Annotated in this window: 18 protein-coding genes and 2 tRNA genes; 14 read left to right on the top strand and 6 right to left on the bottom strand. The window is 60.7% G+C overall.

Going from position 1 to position 19,875, the window contains the following annotated elements:
- Positions 1–66 precede the first annotated feature (66 nt).
- A complete protein-coding gene (locus C6Y62_RS15185; protein WP_173954644.1) occupies positions 67–516 on the top strand; it encodes a flavodoxin domain-containing protein in 450 nt (149 codons plus the stop codon).
- A gap of 82 nt (positions 517–598) precedes the next feature.
- Here C6Y62_RS15185 and C6Y62_RS15180 read toward each other — a convergent pair whose 3' ends face one another.
- From C6Y62_RS15180 to C6Y62_RS15170, 3 genes are all read right to left on the bottom strand, one after another.
- On the bottom strand, positions 599–1,156 hold the full coding sequence (locus C6Y62_RS15180) for a hypothetical protein (protein ID WP_173954643.1): 558 nt from the start codon (positions 1,154–1,156) through the stop codon (positions 599–601).
- A gap of 265 nt (positions 1,157–1,421) precedes the next feature.
- Positions 1,422–2,366 carry a prephenate dehydratase gene (locus C6Y62_RS15175; protein WP_173954642.1) on the bottom strand — a complete coding sequence of 315 codons (945 nt, stop codon included), beginning with the start codon at positions 2,364–2,366 and terminating at the stop codon, positions 1,422–1,424.
- Positions 2,367–2,444: 78 nt separating this feature from the next.
- Positions 2,445–3,212 carry a 3-deoxy-manno-octulosonate cytidylyltransferase gene (locus C6Y62_RS15170; protein ID WP_173954641.1) on the bottom strand — a complete coding sequence of 256 codons (768 nt, stop codon included), beginning with the start codon at positions 3,210–3,212 and terminating at the stop codon, positions 2,445–2,447.
- Between the two features lie 210 nt (positions 3,213–3,422).
- Between C6Y62_RS15170 and C6Y62_RS15165 the strand changes: the two genes are divergently transcribed.
- From C6Y62_RS15165 to C6Y62_RS15115, 11 genes are all read left to right on the top strand, one after another.
- Positions 3,423–3,971 carry a c-type cytochrome gene (locus C6Y62_RS15165; protein ID WP_173954640.1) on the top strand — a complete coding sequence of 183 codons (549 nt, stop codon included), beginning with the start codon at positions 3,423–3,425 and terminating at the stop codon, positions 3,969–3,971.
- A gap of 348 nt (positions 3,972–4,319) precedes the next feature.
- Positions 4,320–6,494 carry an extracellular solute-binding protein gene (locus tag C6Y62_RS15160; protein WP_338074374.1) on the top strand — a complete coding sequence of 725 codons (2,175 nt, stop codon included), beginning with the start codon at positions 4,320–4,322 and terminating at the stop codon, positions 6,492–6,494.
- Positions 6,495–6,583: 89 nt separating this feature from the next.
- Positions 6,584–8,341 (top strand): extracellular solute-binding protein, encoded by a 1,758-nt coding sequence (locus tag C6Y62_RS15155; protein WP_246274817.1) that lies wholly within the window; start codon positions 6,584–6,586, stop codon positions 8,339–8,341.
- 16 nt (positions 8,342–8,357) lie between these two features.
- A complete protein-coding gene (locus C6Y62_RS15150; RefSeq protein ID WP_068460393.1) occupies positions 8,358–9,476 on the top strand; it encodes a microcin C ABC transporter permease YejB in 1,119 nt (372 codons plus the stop codon).
- 4 nt (positions 9,477–9,480) lie between these two features.
- Entirely contained in the window at positions 9,481–10,704 is a 1,224-nt protein-coding gene (locus tag C6Y62_RS15145) for an ABC transporter permease (protein ID WP_173954638.1), read from the top strand.
- An 8-nt stretch (positions 10,705–10,712) separates the two neighbouring features.
- Complete coding sequence (locus C6Y62_RS15140) at positions 10,713–12,347, top strand: ABC transporter ATP-binding protein (protein ID WP_068460395.1); 1,635 nt, start codon at positions 10,713–10,715, stop codon at positions 12,345–12,347.
- Positions 12,348–12,404: 57 nt separating this feature from the next.
- Positions 12,405–13,046, top strand: coding sequence for a glutathione S-transferase family protein (locus C6Y62_RS15135; protein ID WP_173954637.1), 642 nt, complete (start codon positions 12,405–12,407; stop codon positions 13,044–13,046).
- A 73-nt stretch (positions 13,047–13,119) separates the two neighbouring features.
- A complete protein-coding gene (locus C6Y62_RS15130; protein WP_068460400.1) occupies positions 13,120–13,584 on the top strand; it encodes a hypothetical protein in 465 nt (154 codons plus the stop codon).
- Positions 13,585–13,933: 349 nt separating this feature from the next.
- A complete protein-coding gene (locus C6Y62_RS15125) occupies positions 13,934–14,551 on the top strand; it encodes an SIS domain-containing protein (RefSeq protein ID WP_173954636.1) in 618 nt (205 codons plus the stop codon).
- A 178-nt stretch (positions 14,552–14,729) separates the two neighbouring features.
- Complete coding sequence (cysC, locus tag C6Y62_RS15120) at positions 14,730–16,154, top strand: adenylyl-sulfate kinase (RefSeq protein ID WP_173954635.1); 1,425 nt, start codon at positions 14,730–14,732, stop codon at positions 16,152–16,154.
- A 146-nt stretch (positions 16,155–16,300) separates the two neighbouring features.
- The gene (locus C6Y62_RS15115; RefSeq protein WP_157066627.1) at positions 16,301–16,747 is read left to right on the top strand and encodes a hypothetical protein; all 447 of its coding nucleotides are present in this window, start codon (positions 16,301–16,303) and stop codon (positions 16,745–16,747) included.
- Between the two features lie 344 nt (positions 16,748–17,091).
- On the opposite strand, the gene C6Y62_RS15110 is transcribed toward C6Y62_RS15115, so the two are convergent.
- Positions 17,092–17,168, bottom strand: a tRNA-Pro gene (locus tag C6Y62_RS15110).
- Positions 17,169–17,437: 269 nt separating this feature from the next.
- Between C6Y62_RS15110 and C6Y62_RS15105 the strand changes: the two genes are divergently transcribed.
- Positions 17,438–17,512, top strand: a tRNA-Gln gene (locus C6Y62_RS15105).
- A gap of 9 nt (positions 17,513–17,521) precedes the next feature.
- Positions 17,522–18,475, top strand: a complete 954-nt coding sequence (locus C6Y62_RS15100) for a hypothetical protein (protein ID WP_173954634.1) — start codon at positions 17,522–17,524, stop codon at positions 18,473–18,475.
- A 403-nt stretch (positions 18,476–18,878) separates the two neighbouring features.
- On the opposite strand, the gene C6Y62_RS15095 is transcribed toward C6Y62_RS15100, so the two are convergent.
- Both C6Y62_RS15095 and C6Y62_RS15090 read right to left on the bottom strand, forming a co-directional pair.
- Positions 18,879–19,424, bottom strand: coding sequence for a hypothetical protein (locus C6Y62_RS15095; RefSeq protein WP_173954633.1), 546 nt, complete (start codon positions 19,422–19,424; stop codon positions 18,879–18,881).
- Between the two features lie 200 nt (positions 19,425–19,624).
- The coding region (locus C6Y62_RS15090; protein WP_173953988.1) for an autotransporter outer membrane beta-barrel domain-containing protein at positions 19,625–19,875 on the bottom strand (251 nt) is incomplete at its 5' end.

The raw sequence follows: 19,875 nt of genomic DNA, 5'->3' as shown, positions 1-19,875 counted from the left end.
GCAATCTGCCCGACAACACGCCGCCGTGCTCCCATCCAAGCCTCACCAGAATAGCCGAATAAAGCCATGAATATTCATTTTCTCTACGGCACGGTCAGCGGTACGGCCGAGATGCTCTGCGACAGTCTCAAGGACGGCGTGGGCGATGCCCACGACTGCCAGATCTCGTCGCTGGATGAAGTCGAGCCCGGCGAGTTTGATGCCGATACGCTTTATATTCTGGTGAGCGCCACTTACGGCAGCGGGCAATTGCCCGACAATGCGCAGCCGTTCCTGGATACGCTAGAGCGTGAGAAGCCGGATCTCAGCGCGGTGCGCTTTGCTATTTTCGGTCTTGGCGACCGCTCATTCGGGCCGACGTTCGCTAACGGATCGCAGACGCTGTTGACTGGAATGCTGGCCTGCAATGCGCAGCAGATTGGCGAGCGCGGCATTCACGATGCATCGTCGGATGATTTTCCGCAGGATATCGCGCTGCCATGGCTGAAGGACATTCTGGTCAAGGCAGCAGCTTGAAGCGCTGAACGGCTACGTCGCGACGTTCATGGCCTAGCTCGGCGGCGAGCGACGCTGCCATGCAGGAAACTCGCGCGCGTTATCAGTGCCGCGCTGTGGTGGGCAGACTGATATAAAGGAAGCTGGGCAGCCCCAGACGATAGGGCTGGTCGGGGCGAATGAGGTTGGTTCTGGTCTTCTCGTCCAGCCATTCGCGCTGACGTTCCAGCGCCGCCGTGCGGTTGGCCCCAGCGCTTAGCATTTCCCGCGTGTAGAGCGTCGCCGCTTCAAAGCCAATCGCAGCACCAACACCCGCAGCCACAACAGCGACAGCAACGGCGACACCGTTTGCATAGCCATTTGTGCTGCGCGAACCGGGCGCAAAGCGCGTCAACAGCTCCGCGCATTGGCGGGCGAGAAATCTGCCGGCGAAAACCGCGCATGCGCCGATAACGGCATGAGCAGCGAGCTCAGCATATTTGGAGTCGAACACCAGCTGGTTGTTGAACAGAAAGCTGAAGCCACAGCACACAACGAACCACGCCCACGGCGATGTCAGCGTTGATGGAAGCAGCAGGCCCGATCTGCTACCGGACGCAGCGATACCGTCGGCGCGTTCGTCCGGCAACCTTGCGACAAGCTCTTCTGTCGTATGCGCCAAAGTCTCTCCATCGCGGTGCGGCGAGTGACGTTGGCTGAAATGCTAACCGTCGAAGGCTTAACGGTCGCTTCGTCGGAATGTCGCGCTCCACAACAAAGTTGTCGCACCAATAGGTCATGACGGCGCGCAATACACCACAAGATATGCGTTGGATGTTTTCTTCGCGGTCGACGGGACAAATCTTGCCACAGGCAAATTGCTCAAGCCCATTTAATGCAAGAGCACTTCCATTCTGCGGATATAAAGCAACGCCAGTCGCGTGATGTCAGCGAAGCGTCTTGCGCACCGGGATCAAGCCTTCAGCCGCCATGCGTGCAGCCTCAGCCCGATACGGACTAGCCAGGTATGTGCCGAGCACCCGCTTTTCCGACGAGAAGAATGACAGCTCTTCCAGAGCAAGGCGAACCATGCGGTCGGACGGATGGCCTTCAATGTCAGCGTAGAACATTGTGGCGTTGAACGTGCCTTCGAGCTGATAGCTCTCCAGCTTCGTCATGTTGACGCCGTTGGTGGCGAAACCGCCGAGCGCCTTGTAAAGCGCGGCGGGAACGTTGCGCACGCGGAAGATGAACGTGGTGATGACGGGGCCGTCCTCCGGCAACGCGTCATCGGCTTCGGATGCCAGCACGACGAAGCGCGTCGTGTTGTGCATCTCGTCCTCAACATCGTTCATCAGAATGTCGAGGCCGTAGATCTCAGCCGCCAGCGTCGAGGCAATCGCCGCCAGACCGGAATCCTTCATCTCGCTGACGATGCGTGCCGAACCGGCCGTGTCGGCTTCCGGCACCGGCTTCAGACCGAGTTCGATCAGCTTGCGGCGGCACTGGCCCAGCGCCTGCGTGTGCGATAGCACCTTTTTCACCGACTGCAGGCTGGCGCCGGGAATGGCCATCAGCTGATGGCGCACGCGCAGGAAGTGTTCGCCAACGATATAAAGCTCGGCCTGCGGCAACAGATGATGGATATCAGCGACACGCCCGGCGACCGAGTTCTCGATCGGGATCATGGCCAGACGCGCCTCGCCATTCTTCACCGCCAGCAGCGCATCCTCGAACGTCGGGCACGCAACCGCTTCCATATCCGGAAACGCCTCGCGGCAGGCCAGATGCGAGTTCGCGCCCGGCTCGCCCTGATAGGCGATACGTCCGGAAGCTGGCACGCTGGCAGAAGATTTGGCACCCGCAGGTGCACCGCTCGTTGATTGGGACATGATCGCTGGGATGACGCTTTGGCGGCAAACAGATGCCTGCGGTTTGAAAAAACCGTCAGACGTCGGCTCGCGGAGGGTTCAGACGGCCCCCAGGAGGCGGCGCGCCCGCTCGAGGTCGGCCGGAGTATCGACACCGAGCGGAACAGTGTCAACGACGGTCACATCGATGCGCATGCCGGCTTCCAGCGCCCGCAACTGCTCCAGCTTTTCGCGCTGTTCGAGCGGTGAAGGTTGCAGCGACACGAAGCGCGACAGTGCCGGGCGGCGATAGGCGTAAATGCCGATGTGATGGTACAGCGGCCCCTCCCCGTGGGGGGCGGTGGCGCGCGTAAAATAGAGTGCGCGCAGATGCGTGGCGGATGCATCGACAGGTGAGCCGACCACCTTCACCACGTTGGGATTGGTGCGTTCCTCAGGCTCAGTGATCTCAGCTGCCAGCGTGGCAATATCGACTGAAGCATTGGTCAGCGGCGCCACGCAGGCCGAGATCAGATGCGGCTCCAGCGTCGGCAGGTCGCCCTGCAGGTTGACGATGGTGTCGATGCGGCCGGCAGGATCAATGCTCTCCACCGCCTCGTGGATACGATCAGAGCCGGAGGCGTGATCGGTCCTGGTCATCACGGCTTCTCCACCCGCAGCCTGCACTGCCCGCAGGATTTCGTCGGCGTCGGTGGCCACCACCACGCGCCCCGTGTTGGCCGCCATGGCCCGGCGCCAGACCTGCACGATCATGGGCGCCCCGGCGATATCCAGCATCGGTTTGCCGGGCAGCCGGGTGGCCTGCATACGGGCCGGAATGACAATAAGCGTATTGGCCGGGGTGCCGGATGGGCTGCTAGACGACATATTAGGCAATGGAACACCTGATCGGGTTAGGCTGCCCATGGGGACGGCTTATGTACCCAAAAGAACAATGGCCGAAGGGTACCGGGCGAGGCAATTGGTCCCGGCGCGATGCACATAGAACAACGCCCACTGCGGTTGCAAGCCGATGTGGAATTTCTATAGTCGCGCACACGCTTCGGCAGCGAGCCGAAAGCGGCCGCGGAGCGAACAATGCAAGTTGATACTTTCGAACTTTCGAAGATCGCCGGCGCTTTTATCTGCGCCCTTCTGGTGATCGTCGCCTCCCGCGTAGCCATCGAAATCGGCCAGCACCACAGCACGCCGCAGGCGCCGGGCTACGTGTTGCCGATGCCGAGCGCCGATGGTGCTGCGGCGGGCGGTGGTGGTGCTGCTCCGGCGACTGAAGCGCCAGCCGCATTTGATCCGGCAGCGGTTGCTCAGGCCGCAGAAAGCGCCAGCGTCGATGGCGGCGCCAAGGTATTCAAAAAGTGCAGCGCCTGCCACACCGCTGAAGCGGGCGGCGCCAACAAGGTTGGACCCAATCTTGGCGGGCTTGTCGGCCGTGGCAAGGGTTCGCACGAAGGATTCGCCTATTCCGACGCCATGAAGGCCAAGGGTGGCGACTGGTCGATGGCTGATCTCGCCTCGTTCCTGCACAACCCCAAGGAATTTGTGCCGGGCACGAAGATGATGTTCCCCGGCATCAAGGACTCTACCGAGTTGGCGGATCTGATCGCTTACCTCAACAGCAACAAGTAGTTGCATGGGCGGCGGAGCGGGCGCTTCGCGTCGGACAGTTCGCGCGAACAGAGACAATTGCGGCTCCGCTCTCCAGCGGGGCCGTTTTCGTATCCGCAATGTTGTGCTCCGTCACGGCCCCGCGATGCGACCACCCCAAGGCCGCAAACAGTTAACTGGCATCGAACAGTGGCGGTTAAGCTGTCCATGAGGCCAAAAATGACAGCAAGTTAACTCGCCCCCGCCGCCGTATTTTGCGACTCTGGCGCCTGTTGGCATATCTGTTGTTCTTTTGCGGCGCCCTGCCGTCGGTTTTCCGCGCAGCGGCGTCTTCCAGCTCTCGTCGTGATCATCAAGGGAATTCACCTGGTGCACCTGCGTCTTGACGCCCCCGCCGCCTGCCTCGCAGCACTTCTTTGCCTGACGATGGCCACCGCCACCTTTGCCCAGGAGCCGGCATCGCCGTCGGCACAGGCAGAGCAATCCGCGCCGGTTGCAGATCCTGCCGTCCCCGCTGCAGCGCCGCCAGCCAACGAAGCATCGGAACCGGCCAGCCCTCCTCCCGCAGCTGCGGAAGCACCGGCTGCACCTGATGGCCAGACTGCTGCACCTGCGGAAGCCGCAGCACAGGAAGCACAGCCGACCGCGCCGGAAGCACCGGCCGCACAAGCTCCAGCCGCCGCTGTCGAGCAGCACCCGCGCCACCATGCACTTTCGCTGATGGGCGATCCGGCCTTCCCCGAAGGCTTCAGCCATTTCGATTGGGTCAACCCGGATGCACCGAAGGGCGGCACCCTGCGCGCCTTCGCTCAAGGTTCGTTCGACAGCCTCAACCCGTTCTCGGTGAAAGGCGATCCGGCCGGTGGCCTCGGACTGATCTACGACTCGCTGATGTCGAGCAGCCCTGACGAGCCCTCGACCGAATACGGGCTGATCGCAGAATGGGTTTCCTATCCGCCGGATTTCTCGTCCGTCACCTTCGGCATCAATCCCAAAGCGCGCTTCCATGATGGCACGCCGGTTACACCCGAAGACGTGATCTTCTCGTTCGAAGGCCAGAAGGCCGCCCATCCGCGCTCGGCGTTCTATTACAAGAACGTGGTCAAGGCGGAGAAGACCGGCGATAATGAGGTGACCTTCACCTTCGACGTCACCGGCAATCGCGAGTTGCCGCTGATTCTCGGTCAGCTCAACGTTGTGCCGAAGGCCTTCTGGGAGGCAGCAGGTCCCGACGGCGAGAAGCGCGACATCACCAAATCGACGCTGGAAATGCCGGTGGGCTCCGGCCCCTATCGCATCAAGAGCTTTGACCCCGGCCGCGGCATCACCTTCGAGCGCGTGAAAGATTATTGGGCGCAGGATCTGCCGGTCGCCAAGGGCCAGTGGAACTTTGACGAGTTCAAGCTGACGTACTTCCTCGACCGCACGCCGGGCTTTGAGGAATTCAAGTCGGGCAAGATTGACTACTGGCAGGAGTCGACGGCGAGCCAGTGGGCCACCGGTTATGACTTCCCCGCGATCCGCAACGGTCAGGTGAAGAAGGAAGCTATTCCGGTGCGTCGCGTCGCGCCGATGCAGTCGTTCGTGTTCAATCAGCGCCGCAAGCAGTTCCAGGACCCGCGCGTGCGCCAGGCGTTTAATCTCGCCTTCAACTTTGAGGAGGCGAACAAGAAGCTGTTCTACGATTCCTATGTGCGCGTGGGCAGCTTCTTCGACAATTCCGAGCTCGCTGCGAAGGGGCTGCCGGAAGGGCGCGAGCTGGAAATCCTGCAGGAAGTGAAAGACGAAGTTCCGCCGGAGGTCTTCACCACCGAATGGAAGAACCCGGTGAACAAGACGCCGGAAGATTTCCGCAACAACATGCGCGAAGCCTCAAAGCTGCTGCAGGAAGCAGGCTGGAAGCTGCAGGAAGTTGAAGTGGACGACGGCGAATGCGGCACGTTCTGCTCGATCATGCGCAGCGTCGGTCTTTCGTCGGCCAACACCACGAACCTTCTGCGTAACGACAAGGGCGAAACGCTGAACGCAGAGTTCCTGGTCCAGTCGCCCGACTTCCAGAAAATCGTGCTGCCGTATGTGCAGGATCTGAAGAAGCTCGGCGTCAATGCTTCGATCCGCATGGTCGACAGCGCCCAGTACAAGCGCCGCGAAGACTCACGCGATTACGACATCATCATCGACAACTTCGCGCAGTCGGAATCGCCTGGCAACGAGCAGCGCGATTTCTGGGGCTCAGCTGCCGCCGACCGTGAGGGTTCAACCAACACCGCTGGCATTCGCAATCCGGCCATCGACAAGCTGATCGACAAGGTCGTGTTCGCCACGACACGCGAAGAGCTGGTTGCCGCCACCCACGCACTCGATCGCGTGCTGCTGTGGAACCACTACGTCGTGCCGCAGTGGCATTATCCCTATGAGCGGATCGCCTATTGGGACATCTTCGGCCGTCCGGACAAGCTACCCTCGCAAACGTCATCGCTGTCGCGCGTCTGGTGGATGGACGCCGACAAGCAGAAAGCTCTCAACGCTGTGCAGGGACGCTGATCATCATGCTGCATTCGTTCTCAGCCCAGCGGCACGGGCCAAGCCGACGCCGGAACTTTGCAGCGGCTTTAGCACTTGCAGGAGCGGCGATGTCATTCGTCGCCGCTCCGCTCAGCGCCGAACCTCGGCACGGCATTTCCACGTTCGGCGAGCTGAAATACGGACCGGACTTCAAGCACTTTGAATATGCCAACCCGGACGCGCCAAAGGGCGGACGCTTTTCCTCCACCGGCACCGGCGGCACAAAGACATTCGACAGCTTCAACGCCTTTATCCTGAAGGGCGACTCTGCGCAGGGCCTTGAGTATCTGTTCGACAGCCTGATGACGCGGGCGATGGACGAGCCCGACGCCGCCTATGGTCTGGTAGCTGAAAGCGCCGACGTTGCCGAAGACGGCCGCTCCGTCGTTTTCAAGCTGCGCCCCGAAGCGAAATTCTCTGACGGCACGCCGGTAACCGCCGACGACGTGGTGTTCTCGCTCGAAGTGCTGAAGGAAAAGGGCCACCCCAATTATTCGCTATCGCTGCGCGATGTGGCGAAGGCCGAGGCGCTCGATCCGCACACGGTGCGCTACGAGTTCAAAGGCAACCTGATCCGCGATCTGCCGCTGACGGTCGCCGGACTGCCGATCCTGTCGAAGGCGTTTTACACCAAGCATCCGTTCGATCAGTCGTCGCTGGAAAAGCCCGTTGCCTCCGGTCCATACGAGATCGGCAACTTCAAGCCGGGCACGTTTGTTTCCTATAAGCGGCGGCCGGATTACTGGGCCAAGGATCTTGCGGTCAATCGCGGGCGCTTCAACTTCGATGAGATCCGCTACGAATATTTCCGCGATCGCACGCTTGAACTGGAAGGCCTGAAGTCGGGCACGTTCGACTATCGCGAGGAGTTCACCTCGATTGACTGGGCGACCGCGTATGACATTCCCGCGGTGAAGGAAGGCCGGTTGCAGCGGCTCATCATGCCGGACGGCCGCCCATCTGGCGCGCAGGGCTTCTTCATCAACACGCGCAAGGACCAGTTCAAGGACAAGCGCGTGCGCGAGGCGCTTGATCTGGCGTTCGATTTCGAATGGTCGAACAAGAACCTCTTCTTCGATCTCTATTCTCGCACACAAAGCTTCTTTGAAAATTCGGAGCTGAAGGCATCCGGTCTGCCCAGCGCTGCGGAGCTGGCGTTGCTGGAGCCGTTCAAGGATAAGCTGCCGCCTGAAGTGTTCGGCGAGCCCTATGTGCCGCCAGCTACCGATGGGTCGGGCCGCAATCGCGATAACCTGCGCAAGGCGCATCAGCTGCTGGCCGAGGCCGGCTATGGCCAGGGCGGCAAACCGCTGAACGTCGAAATCCTTTCGTTCGAAGAAGGCTTCGACCGCATCATCATTCCGTACATCGAGAACCTGAAGCGCATCGGCGTCAACGCATCGCTGCGCCGTGTAGATCCCGCCCAGTATGAGCGGCGCATCAAGTCGTTCGACTTCGATCTCGCGATCCAGCGCTATGCGCTGCGGCTGACGCCGGGCATTGAGGTGAAAACCTACTGGGGGTCGGATGCCGCCAAGATCGACGGCAGCTTCAATCTGCCCGGCATCGCTGATCCTGTTGTCGATGCATTGATCGACAAGATGGTGGAAGCAAAATCACGCGAAGAACTCACCGTTGCGGCGCGTGCGCTGGACCGTGTGCTGCGGGCCGGAAATTATTGGGTTCCTCAGTGGTACAAGGCATCACATAATGTCGCTTTCTGGGATATGTACGGGCGTCCCGCTGTGAAGCCGAAGTACGACGACGGCGTGATCGACACGTGGTGGTTCGACGCCGACAAAGCCGCCAAACTGAAAAGACCGTAAGCCCGAGCGGAGCCCGATGGCAGCATATCTCCTGAAACGACTGTTGCTGATCATCCCGACGCTGTTCGGGATCATGCTGATCAGCTTCACGATCATCCAGTTTGCGCCGGGTGGTCCGGTTGAACGGATCATCGCCCAGCTGCAGGGGCGCGACTCCTCCATCGTCTCGCGCATCGGCGGCGGCGGCTCCGATACGCTCTCCAGTGGCAGTCAGGCACAGCTTGGCCAGGGCTCGGTGGATTCCAACACCTCGAAATATCGTGGTGCGCAGGGCCTCGATCCGGAATTCATCAAAAGCCTTGAGAAGCAGTTCGGTTTCGACAAGCCGGCCTACGAGCGCTTCTTCATCATGATGAAGAGCTACCTCACCTTCGATTTCGGCAAGAGCTACTTCCGCGATGTCTCCGTGTTGCAGCTCATCAAGGAGAAGCTGCCGGTTTCGATATCGCTGGGTCTGTGGATGATGCTGATCAGCTATCTGATCTCCATCCCGCTCGGCATCCGCAAGGCAATGAAGGACGGCGAGCCATTCGACGGCTGGACCAGCACCGTGCTGGTTGTCGCCTATGCCATTCCGGGCTTCCTGTTCGCGGTGTTGCTGCTCATCCTGTTTGCGGGCTCATCGTTCCTGCAGATCTTCCCCTCGCGCGGGCTGACATCAGACAACTGGGAGCAGCTCTCGTTTTTCGGCCGCATCACCGATTATTTCTGGCACCTGACCCTACCGCTGATCGCCATGTCGCTGACCGCGTTCACGACGATGACGTTCCTGACCAAGAATTCGTTTCTGGACGAAATCCGCAAGCAGTATGTGACGACTGCGCGCGCCAAGGGCCTGTCGGAAAATCAGGTGCTATACGGCCACGTGTTCCGCAACGCGATGCTGCTGATCATCGCCGGCTTTCCCGGCGCGTTCATCGGCGCATTCTTCGCCGGCTCGCTGCTGATAGAAACGATATTCTCGCTGGACGGCATCGGCTTGCTGTCATTTGAATCCATCGAGAAGCGGGACTATCCGGTGATTTTCGCCACGCTGTGGATTTTCTCGCTGGTCGGCCTGCTGCTGAACATCGTTGCCGACTTCGTCTACACGACAGTCGATCCACGGATCGACTTCGAAAGCCGGGAGGTCTGAGCCGATGACCGACCTGCGCGCCCTTGAAACGCCACTGCCACAATCGCAGCCGCCGCCCCGCGAAGAGCACAAGCGCCTGCCGGAATGGATTTCGCGCCGCTTGCCATCCGGCGACAAGCTAAGCCCGATCAATCAGCGTCGCTGGACCAACTTCAAGGCCAACCGCCGCGGCTTCTGGAGCCTGAGAATTTTTCTGGCGCTGTTTCTGGTGTCGCTGTTCGCGGAGTTCATCGCCAACGATCGTCCGCTGCTGATCAGCTACAAGGGCGAAATCCTGTCGCCAGTGCTGTTCAACTATCCGGAATCGAAATTCGGCGGCTTCCTCGCCATCACCGACTACAAAGATCCGGTGATCCTCGACGAGATCAAGAGCAACGGCTGGGTGCTGTGGCCGCCGATCCGCTATTCCTACGACACGATCAACAAGGATTACCCCGGCCGCAAAGGTCCGGACGGATTGTGCCTTGGCTATCCCGCGCCGCCGCCGTGGGCCTCAAGTGCGCCGCTGTGTGAAGCGCCACCCGAGCAGCTTGCGCGCTTCAATGCGCTCGGCAACACCAACTGGCTGGGCCTCGACAATCAGGGCCGCGATGTCGTCGCGCGCGTGATTTACGGCTTCCGAATATCAGTGCTGTTCGGCCTGATCCTGGCGCTTCTGTCGGCCACGGTTGGCGTGACGGCTGGCGCGATACAGGGATACTTCGGCGGCAAGACCGATCTAATCTTCCAGCGCTTCCTAGAGATATGGTCGTCGATACCGTCGCTGTTCGTGCTGATCATCATCTCGTCGGTGCTGATCCCCGGCTTCTGGACGCTGCTGGGCGTGCTGTTGCTGTTCGAGTGGGTGAACCTCGTTGGCGTCGTGCGCGCCGAATTCCTGCGCGCGCGCAACTTCGAATACGTGAACGCCGCGCGCGCGCTCGGCCTTTCCCATCGCAAGATCATGGTCAAGCACCTGCTGCCCAACGCGATGGTGGCAACGCTCACCTTCCTGCCGTTCCAGCTCTCGGGCAGCATCGCGGCGCTGACCGCGCTGGACTTCCTGGGCCTCGGCCTGCCGCCCGGCTCGCCGTCGCTGGGCGAGTTGCTGTTGCAGGGCAAGCGCCACCTTGAAGCGCCATGGCTGGGTCTCACCGGCTTCTTCACCGTAGCGATCATGCTGTCGCTGCTGATCTTCATCGGCGAGGCGGTGCGCGACGCACTCGATCCCCGCAAGACTTTCCGGTGAGGCTGGCAATGTCGGACAAACCTTCCCGCGCGCTGCTCGATGTCAGGGATCTTTCGGTCGCCTTCAACGGTGGCAAGGTGATTGCCGCCGATAAGGTGAGCTTCCGCATCGGCAAGGGCGAGACGGTGGCGCTGGTCGGCGAGTCCGGATCGGGCAAGACCGTGTCAGCGCTATCTATCCTGCGCCTGCTGCCGTATCCGGCTGCGTCGCATCCTTCGGGCGAGATCTGGTTCGAGGGCCGTGATCTCCTGAAGCTGAAGCCATCGCAGCTGCAGAGCGTGCGCGGCGATCGCATCTCGATGATCTTTCAGGAGCCGATGACGTCGCTCAATCCGCTGCACACCATTCAGCGGCAGGTGGGCGAAGTGCTGCGCGTGCACCGGCGCATGAACGACGTCGCCGTGCGCGCACGCGTGGTGGAACTGCTGCAGAAGGTCGGCATCCGCGATCCCGAGAAGCGCCTTGATGCTTATCCGCATCAGCTCTCCGGCGGTCAGCGTCAGCGCGTGATGATCGCCATGGCGCTTGCCAACGAACCCGACCTGCTGATCGCCGACGAGCCGACAACTGCGCTCGACGTGACCATTCAGGCCCAAATTCTGCAGCTGCTGCGGGATCTGCAGCGCGAGATGGGCATGGCCATGCTGCTCATCACCCACGATCTGGGCATCGTGCGAAAAATGGCCGAGCGCGTTTACATCATGCGTCGCGGCAACATCGTCGAGGAAGGCCCGACAGAGCGCATCTTCACCGATCCGCACCACGCCTACACCAAGCAGCTTCTGGCCGCCGAGCCGAAGGGTCTGCCGCCGCCTGCCGATGAAACCGCGCCGGTGGTGGTGGAGACCGACGATCTGAAAGTCTGGTTCCCGATCAAGGCCGGGCTGCTGCGGCGTACGGTGGATTATGTGAAAGCCGTCGACGGGCTGTCGCTGAAACTGCGCAAGGGCCAGACCCTGGGCGTCGTCGGCGAATCCGGTTCCGGCAAGACGACGCTCGGCCTCGCCATTCTGCGGCTGATCTCGTCGGAAGGGCCGATCGTCTACATGGGCAACCGCATCGATGGCCTGAGCACCGCCGAGATGCGTCCGCTGCGGAAGGAAATGCAGATCGTTTTTCAAGACCCATACGGATCGCTGTCGCCGCGTCTTTCTGTTGGGCAGATCATCGAGGAAGGCCTGCTGATCCAGAATCCGGAACTGACCTACGACGAACGCCGCGCACGCGTATCCAAGGCATTGCATGAAGTGGGCCTCGATCCGGAAGCGCAGGACCGCTATCCACATGAGTTCTCCGGCGGACAACGCCAGCGCATCGCCATTGCCCGCGCGATGGTATTGCAGCCGAAGTTCGTCATGCTCGATGAACCGACGAGCGCGCTCGATATGTCGGTGCAGGCGCAGATTGTCGATCTGCTGCGCGACCTGCAAAAACAGCGCGACCTTTCCTACCTGTTCATCAGCCACGACCTGAAGGTTGTGCGCGCGTTGTGCAACTATGTGATCGTAATGCGCAACGGCAAGGTTGTAGAGGAAGGCCCGGCTGCCAATGTGTTCGCGCACCCGCGCGAGGACTACACCAAGGCGCTGCTCGCCGCCGCGTTCGATCTGAAGGTGGAACACGAGGGTGCGCTCGCCGGTTGATGCTGGTGCATCGGCATCCGGCGCAGCGCTAGGCCATTACATGTAAGGATTGCGGCGATGACAGATGCTCGGACCCAGAGCGTGAAGTTCTACTATTCGCCCGGCAGCCGATCGAGCACCGTGTTGTGGATGCTGGAAGAGGTTGGCGCGCCGTACGATATCGAGCTGATAAATCTGAAAGCGGGCGCGCAACGTTCGCCGGAATATCTGGCGATCAATCCCATGGGCAAGGTGCCGACCATTTCCCACAACGGCGCCGTTGTTACCGAATCCGCAGCAATCTGCTGCTATCTGGCCGACGCATTCCCGCACGCCGGGCTGGCTCCCGCAATTGGCGATCCGCTCCGCGGCCCATACCTCAAATGGCTGTTCTACGCGCCGAGCTGCATCGAACCGGCCATGATCGAGAACGCCGCAAACATCGAACTGACACCGCGTGGCATGACCGGCTGGGGCAGCTACGACCGCGTGATGGCAACGCTGCGCGGCGCGGTCGGCAAGGCATCGCCATACCTGCTAGGTGAGCGCTTCACGACGGCGGATGTTGTTATCGGGGCCACCCTGCGCTTCGGCATGAGCTTCAAGACCATTCCCGAGCTGCCCGAGTTTGTCGCTTATGCCAAACGGCTTGAAGAACGCCCCGCGCTGCAACGGCAAATCGCAATCGAAGCCGACTATGCACGGCAGATAACCGGCTGACAGACTTTCCGCTTTGAATAATCGCCACGAAGCAGCATCGTAGTCGCATCGTCCATCAGCCAGCGATCAGAAGATGCTCCCCGACGACGTCTTTCGCACACGGCTTCAGGCAACGATCACGGCGCTGCGCTACTGGGCGCCCACCGTGGCAAGCACCGCACGCGTGGAAGAAACATCTTCGGGCGACTACTGGCGGTTAGCCATCACCCCGATCACGCCAAGCGCGTGCCCGCTGGAGCTGATCCTGCACTCGGACCAGCACTATGACATTTCGATTGCGGGCGAGACCTATGAAGGCAGGCCGATCGATTCCTTCGACTGGTTCCTGCCGCTTGCGGAAGCGGTGGCCGAAGGACAGGTGGTGCAACGCCAGCGCATCAGCCGCCTGACCGGACTGCAGCGCTCCACAGAAACGCTGGTCGCATTGGCCAACGGTGAAGTGTGGTTCGACGGTCGCGATACGCTGCATGCGGCGCCGCCAATCGAGGACGACGGCACCGAAATTCGCGAACGCCGGTTCCTGCCCTACGATCGATGACGCTACCGGATAGCCAACTTCGCGGCCCAACTTTTGCAGCGGATGCCAAACGGCTGTTGCGGCGCAATGCCGCCTGTCGCGTCACCGCCAGATTTCTGCTAGAAGCACCGCCATGCAGGTGTGTCTTTGGCGCACATTTACGTGGATTTACTGCCACCTAACACTTGCACTAAGGCACGACGCACATGTTGGCCGCAATTTGCTAGGATTGTCCGGCGCGAGATACATGGGCGCTCGAATCCTGCCACCCCTGCCTGGCACAGCAACCGCTGCTCGCCAGCGGCCAGTGCAGCCAATATGATCTATAGGCGGCTTAGATCTGACCGCCGATCGAATGAAACTGGAGGCAATGAGAGTGTTGAAAGGCGTCGCCGAGGCAACCCCATCCAATCCAGTTTCCGCCTATTTCGAAGAACTCAGCCAAGTCCTGTCATCGATGCGCGTCAGTGACGCCGAGGGCAAGCCGATCGAGCTGCAACGCGGTTTCGAATGGGTTGCCGAGACCGCGCGCAAAACGCAGGACGCCGGCAACAAGCTGATCCTGATCGGCAACGGCGGCAGCGCTGCGGTGGCCAGTCATCTGGCGATCGAGTTTGTGAAGAACGGCGGCATTCGCGCCCTGTCGCTCAACGATCCCGCCGCCATCACCGCGATGAGCAACGACTTCGGCTACGCCAACGTCTATTCGGAGCAGCTCAAGATCCAGGGCCAGCCCGGCGATATGCTGATCGCGATCTCCAGCTCGGGCCAGTCGGTCAATATTCTGAAATCAGTGCAAACGGCGCGTGCCAAGGGCATGACCATCGCCACGCTTAGCGGCTTCCAGCCCGACAACCTGCTGCGCAACCGTGGTGACGTAAATTTCTATGTGAATTCGACACAGTATGGCTTTGTCGAATTAGCACATCACGCACTGGCGCAGGCCATCCTCGATATCTACGTGTTCCCTCAGCAGGCCGCGAAATAACCTCAGCCTGAGCGCTGATGCAGAAAAGTTCGGCAGCTATGGAAAACCAATGCCGCAGACGGAGAGCTGCGTGCATTCGGCTGCAAATTGAAGCACTATCCCATCTGGCATGAATACTTTTTACGATTCCTGATACAGTTGGACGCCATTAGCGTCACTCGCAACGGATCGTGACCGGATGCACAGCGATAGATCTGCGCTGACAATCGAACGTCGGTCGTTGGCGGTCGGCGTTATTGATGCCGCCGATGTCGATGGCGAAGCGACGTTGCGGCTGACTATCCAGATCGAAAGCGCGGGCGCGCATCTGGTGGCCCCGTTCGCCTCCGATGCCCTGATCATTATCACCACCACCCGCGTCGGCCTGACAGCGCAAGTGCGCAAAATCGCCATGCTCGCGCACGCCGCCGGTGTATCGCATCTGGTGCTCGCGGTTGTGCGCAGTTCTGCAGATGATCTGCAGCCAAACGCTTTCGATACCCTGACGCGCGGGTTCGATACGATGATGCGGCGGCTGAATTTCGTTTCAGCAGCCATCATTCCGATAGATAACGCTTCCGACAAAACTGCTGCGATTTCCGGCGCGCATATCCTGCGTCGCGATCAGGCGCTGGCGAACTACCTCGTCACGCTTCCCCGGCCTTCTCCCCTGCATACGTCGCAACTCGATCCCTCGCCGCCGAGCGAGCACTTCGCGGCCCATGTGGCCTGCCTGACTTCGCGCGAGGAACTGCTGCCCGGTCGCGAATACCGCTTGCGGATTGGATCGCTCGAGCAACCGGCGACGATAACGGCGATCAAGCATCGGCTCGACACCGAAACACTGCAGCGGTTGCCGGCGCGCACCCTCAGCCATGGCGAGATCGGCGTTTGTACGGTTGCAACCCATCCGGCAATTCACCTAGCGCCGGATTCGCTCGGGGCGGCGCGGTTTGAAATCTGGGGCGAACAAACAGATGAACCCATAGCTGCCGGCACGGTCGATTTCGCGCTTCGGCGTGGACAGAACGTTCATTGGCAGGAACTGAGCGTCGCCAAACCGCTACGTTCATCCATGAAGGCGCAGCGGCCCTGCATCGTCTGGTTCACCGGGCTTTCCGGCGCGGGCAAATCAACCATTGCCAATCTGGTGGAAAGCGCCCTGGCGGCGAACGGCAGCCACACCTATCTGCTCGACGGCGATAATGTCCGCCACGGCCTCAACAAAGATCTCGGCTTCACCGCCGCCGACCGGGTTGAAAACATCCGCCGCGTCGGAGAAGTGGCGCGCCTGTTTGTCGACGCCGGCCTGATTGTGCTGTGCTCGTTCATCTCACCGTTTCGCGCTGAACGTGCAGCGGTGCGCGGTCTGCTTGACGATGGCGAGTTCATTGAGATCCACGTTACCGCCCCGTTGGAAGTGTGCGAGCAGCGCGATCCCAAGGGGCTCTATGCCAAGTGCCGTGCCGGTAAGCTGCCAAACTTCACTGGCATCGATTCACCCTATGAAGCGCCTGAAAATCCGGATCTCATTCTCGAGACGGCCATGGCACCGGCAGATGAACTCGCCCAGAGGGTCATTGCCCTGCTTGCCGCCCGCGGAATGATTGCAGCGCGCGATTGACCACAATCGCAGCGTGAACTCCTACAACATCTGTCAGATAACCCGGCGTTGCTGGCTGGCAACGTTCATAGGATTATTCCGGCCGACCAATGGTTTTTGCGGCGCAGCGTGCATAAATTTCCCGCTGTGTGGGGGATTCGAATTTGATGCCAATGCCGTGGCTCTTCATCCGGACTGTGGGCAAGCTGTGCATGGTCGGTGCGCTGACCATCAGCGGCGCCGGATGTGCTGCCGTGCATGACCTCAGCGGTGCACCCCGGGCTGGCTATCAGACAAATGGCTCATACGTTTTGAGCGCCCAGGATCAAGGGCTTGGTTGCCGCGAACTGACGGAACGCAAGGCAAGCCTGCAGACCCAGCTCAACGAACTTCCAGCCAAAGCCATGCAGCAAATGCAGGAGCTGCCCAAAACCGTGGTGAGCGCGTGGGCACGCCTGACAGGCTCAACGGATCAGGGCGTGCCGGCGCTGGCCCAATACAATGAAGCCAAGGCTGAAGCGGCGGCGGTAAACGCAAGCCTGGAGCAGAAGGGCTGCGAAGCCGGATACTACGGCATCGAGACGGCTGGAATTCAGCCGCACAATGCCGAATAGCACCGCAGAACCTTGTCCGCAGATTGCGTGGCACCCAGTCGGATTAGTCGCGCTCCCTCCGCCGCACTGAATCACCCCCGGCACTGCCTTCGAGAGACACAAACTCACGTGCGGCGGGCTGCGCGATCCGCAAACCTGCCGGACAGGTTGACCATGGCGGCGTGTCGTCATGGTGGGATGACCGAATTGGGGGATGCTGGGAGCGACAGAGGCGGCAGTGATGGCGTCGTGTGGTCTTCACCAGCTCGCTTTAGGTGGGCTCATCGCGGTACTTGGAAGGGGTGTTTCATTGGCTGAAACATTGGTGCGTTTCGCGCTACGAGCAGCTAACCCGTTGTTTTGATTGGTCGGAGCGGGGAGATTCGAACTCCCGACCCCTTGCTCCCGAAGCAAGTGCGCTACCAGGCTGCGCTACGCTCCGCCCGACCTATCAAAGTCCCTTTAAGGACAATCGCCGCGCTCCTTGGTGGAAGCAGCGGCGAGGCCGGCTTTATAGCTCCCGATTTGCAGGGCTGCAAGCCACCCGGCGCCTCCTGATGTCATTTCTTTTCACCCCCGGCATGAAGGTGATGGGGATGCGGCGTCGAAGCCGGCGGATACGGATTGCCGGCCCTTTCTCCACCGACTATATGGGGCTGTCGGTTGGGCTGATTTGCCTGTTTCCGCGGGCAGAAATGGCCGGGCCGATGATGGGGCGTAGCCAAGTGGTAAGGCAGTGGATTTTGATTCCGCCATTCCCAGGTTCGAATCCTGGCGCCCCAGCCAACATTTGCAGTGCATGAATTAGCGTTAGAAAATCAATATCTTAGAGAAGTCGCTCCGACGCAAGGTACACCACGGAGTACCCCACGCGGCGGCCTGAACTACACCCGCATCATCACCACGGCATCCGCCGTTGCCCTTGTCGCCGCTTCGGCAGGCTTCGGCGCGTTCTACGCATGGACCACCGGCAACCATCACGGCCCGGTCATTGGCGTTCTGTCCGTCTGCATGGCGCTTGCTGCGAAGCCGTTCGCGATTGAAGGTATCTTCGCCGCGCTGCGCTCTTGGTCGCCGGTCCACGCCGTTGCCCTTGCTGCCCTTGGTACGGTCGCCGTCGCCTACAGCCTTACCGCCGAGCTTTCTCTGATGGCGGCGACACGCGCCGACGCATTCGCACAACGGTCTCAGGCTGCCGATGCCGCCACCGCCGCAAAGGCCCGCTATGCCACCGCTCAACGTGAGCTTGAGGCGCTGCCGGCAACACGGCCCGTCGCGACCATCGACGCCGAGATTGTCCGTCTCAGGACGACGCCGAAGCTTGCGCCCTGCGATGACACCACCACCAAGGCATTCGGCCCGGTGTCTCGGCGGGTTTGTGCAGAGATTGCCGCGCTGACCGCAGAGGCCGCGACGACCACGCGCCGCACTGAGCTTCAATCCGCCCTTGCTGCTGCTGAGACAGACATTGCAACGGCACCACCGGCCGCCAACGCCGATCCCGCCGCCGCTGCATTGGCGACGTATCTCGCCGCTGTCGGCATTGAGGCTGACGCCGCCGAGTTGTCCCGATGGCTGGCACTCGCGCCAGTACTGGCGCTTGAGATCGGCAGCGCCCTCGCCGTCATCCTAGCCGGTGGGACGGCACCCGCACGAGCGACGCTAGTCGCGTCTCGGCACAGTTCCAAGGGTGTTTCAAAGGCTGACGGGGAAGCGCATCACTACATGCACTCGCCGCTGCCGGAGTGATCTCACTCAACACCGCGCCGACTGGGACTGAGCTTCACCTAGCGTCTTGATCTTTGACGCGCGACTCAGGTCACCAGCGAAGCGACTAGTAGATGAATGGGGCGCCGAGCTATCAGATCGCCGCTTTTTGATTGAGACCGAACACACACGAGGCTCGACCAAGAGAGCTTCGCCATGCACCAGCGTACAAATCTATCGGATGAGGTGGTCCGACTTTTCCTGCGGCAAGCCGCCAGCATGAGTGAGACGATGGATCTCGAGCTGCCATACAATCGGCTTTGCTGGAAAGTCGGCGGGTCCGCAGAACGCGAGCAAATTACGTCAGCGTACGATCAGACGGCATAGCGGAAGCTTGCGGGTTTGCTTGCTGCAGATGCCCCCCATCGCCCAAGCTTATATCGTTTCACTGCGGGGTGGGTTTCATTGTCTCGTCAGACGCCATCGTCGGCCGAGCGCTAACAAGATTGGCCTGCCGACATTCTCCGCCCAGATTGAAGAACACGGGACTTCTGATGCCCGCTTCGACCGGCCAGACACCGGCAAGCCCCATCCTGAGACCATAGAGAAGTATGCGAGTAGCATCGTTTTGCGATGTAATTGTTGCCCTGCCGTCCGCGTCCACCGCGTAGTCCCAAACAGGGCGATCATCACCCTCATAGGCTCTACGGGTCCCATCGCCGAACACGACTGCTCGCTCAAAGAAGCGCGGTTCGACTCCTTCGTTTACCACCACATCAAAATAAAAATAGATGCTGTTGTGGTTGGCCGGTCGAAACGCGCAATCAAGTGAGGAACGTAGCTCTCTCTCTGCCGGATTGCTGTCCACTTGAGCGGTGTCCAACACCGGAGACGCCGAATGGTCGCTTAGCAGCCGGGCAGCGACGGCAATAAAAACTACCGTCACCGCCACTACAGCTACCAGCGTCAAGACTCTTTGATGCTCTGCCATGAGCATTCTTATTGCTAATGGGTCCACGGCCTGGCCCTTCCCCCAACCTGCCCAACGGAGGCATGATTGCTAAAGACCTACGACCATGTCGTCCATAATGGCAACCGTCAACGGGCCTTCATCCGGCCGATTGATCCGGCAGATCACCACCATGTTAGAGGTCGAGACGTCGTGCGACCGGCGCTCCAATCTATTCCCAATCACCACGCAACCTTGACGCCGAGTTTGCCGTCGTAAGCGTTGCCGTCAGCGTGTTCGCCGATGCCGACGAGGTACGATGCGTTGGCATAGATCGCTGCGCCGTCGCCGATGTCGGTGCTGAAACCGGTGTTGATCTCGAACGTGGTGCCGCCCATGTCGGCCGCGAACGGAATGAAGCCGGTGGCGGATGAGAACTTCGTCTTCGGATCGCCGAGAAACTCGTACCAGAAGTTCGGCCGCACCCACGCGG

The organism is Hyphomicrobium sulfonivorans (assembly GCF_013306565.1).
In the GTDB taxonomy this organism is placed as follows: Bacteria; Pseudomonadota; Alphaproteobacteria; order Rhizobiales; family Hyphomicrobiaceae; genus Hyphomicrobium_A; species Hyphomicrobium_A sulfonivorans.
This window is presented reverse-complemented; position numbering and strand designations above follow the sequence as displayed.

Excerpts from the sequence above, each read along its gene's own strand:
- C6Y62_RS15185 (WP_173954644.1), top strand. The coding sequence starts at position 67 with ATGAATATTCATTTTCTCTACGGCACGGTCAGCGGTACGGCCGAGATG.
- C6Y62_RS15175 (WP_173954642.1), bottom strand. The coding sequence starts at position 2,366 with ATGTCCCAATCAACGAGCGGTGCACCTGCGGGTGCCAAATCTTCTGCC.
- C6Y62_RS15170 (WP_173954641.1), bottom strand. The coding sequence starts at position 3,212 with ATGTCGTCTAGCAGCCCATCCGGCACCCCGGCCAATACGCTTATTGTC.
- C6Y62_RS15165 (WP_173954640.1), top strand. The coding sequence starts at position 3,423 with ATGCAAGTTGATACTTTCGAACTTTCGAAGATCGCCGGCGCTTTTATC.
- C6Y62_RS15155 (WP_246274817.1), top strand. The coding sequence starts at position 6,584 with ATGTCATTCGTCGCCGCTCCGCTCAGCGCCGAACCTCGGCACGGCATT.
- C6Y62_RS15150 (WP_068460393.1), top strand. The coding sequence starts at position 8,358 with ATGGCAGCATATCTCCTGAAACGACTGTTGCTGATCATCCCGACGCTG.
- C6Y62_RS15145 (WP_173954638.1), top strand. The coding sequence starts at position 9,481 with ATGACCGACCTGCGCGCCCTTGAAACGCCACTGCCACAATCGCAGCCG.
- C6Y62_RS15140 (WP_068460395.1), top strand. The coding sequence starts at position 10,713 with ATGTCGGACAAACCTTCCCGCGCGCTGCTCGATGTCAGGGATCTTTCG.
- C6Y62_RS15135 (WP_173954637.1), top strand. The coding sequence starts at position 12,405 with ATGACAGATGCTCGGACCCAGAGCGTGAAGTTCTACTATTCGCCCGGC.
- C6Y62_RS15130 (WP_068460400.1), top strand. The coding sequence starts at position 13,120 with ATGCTCCCCGACGACGTCTTTCGCACACGGCTTCAGGCAACGATCACG.
- C6Y62_RS15125 (WP_173954636.1), top strand. The coding sequence starts at position 13,934 with ATGAGAGTGTTGAAAGGCGTCGCCGAGGCAACCCCATCCAATCCAGTT.
- cysC (WP_173954635.1), top strand. The coding sequence starts at position 14,730 with ATGCACAGCGATAGATCTGCGCTGACAATCGAACGTCGGTCGTTGGCG.
- C6Y62_RS15115 (WP_157066627.1), top strand. The coding sequence starts at position 16,301 with ATGCCAATGCCGTGGCTCTTCATCCGGACTGTGGGCAAGCTGTGCATG.
- C6Y62_RS15095 (WP_173954633.1), bottom strand. The coding sequence starts at position 19,424 with ATGGCAGAGCATCAAAGAGTCTTGACGCTGGTAGCTGTAGTGGCGGTG.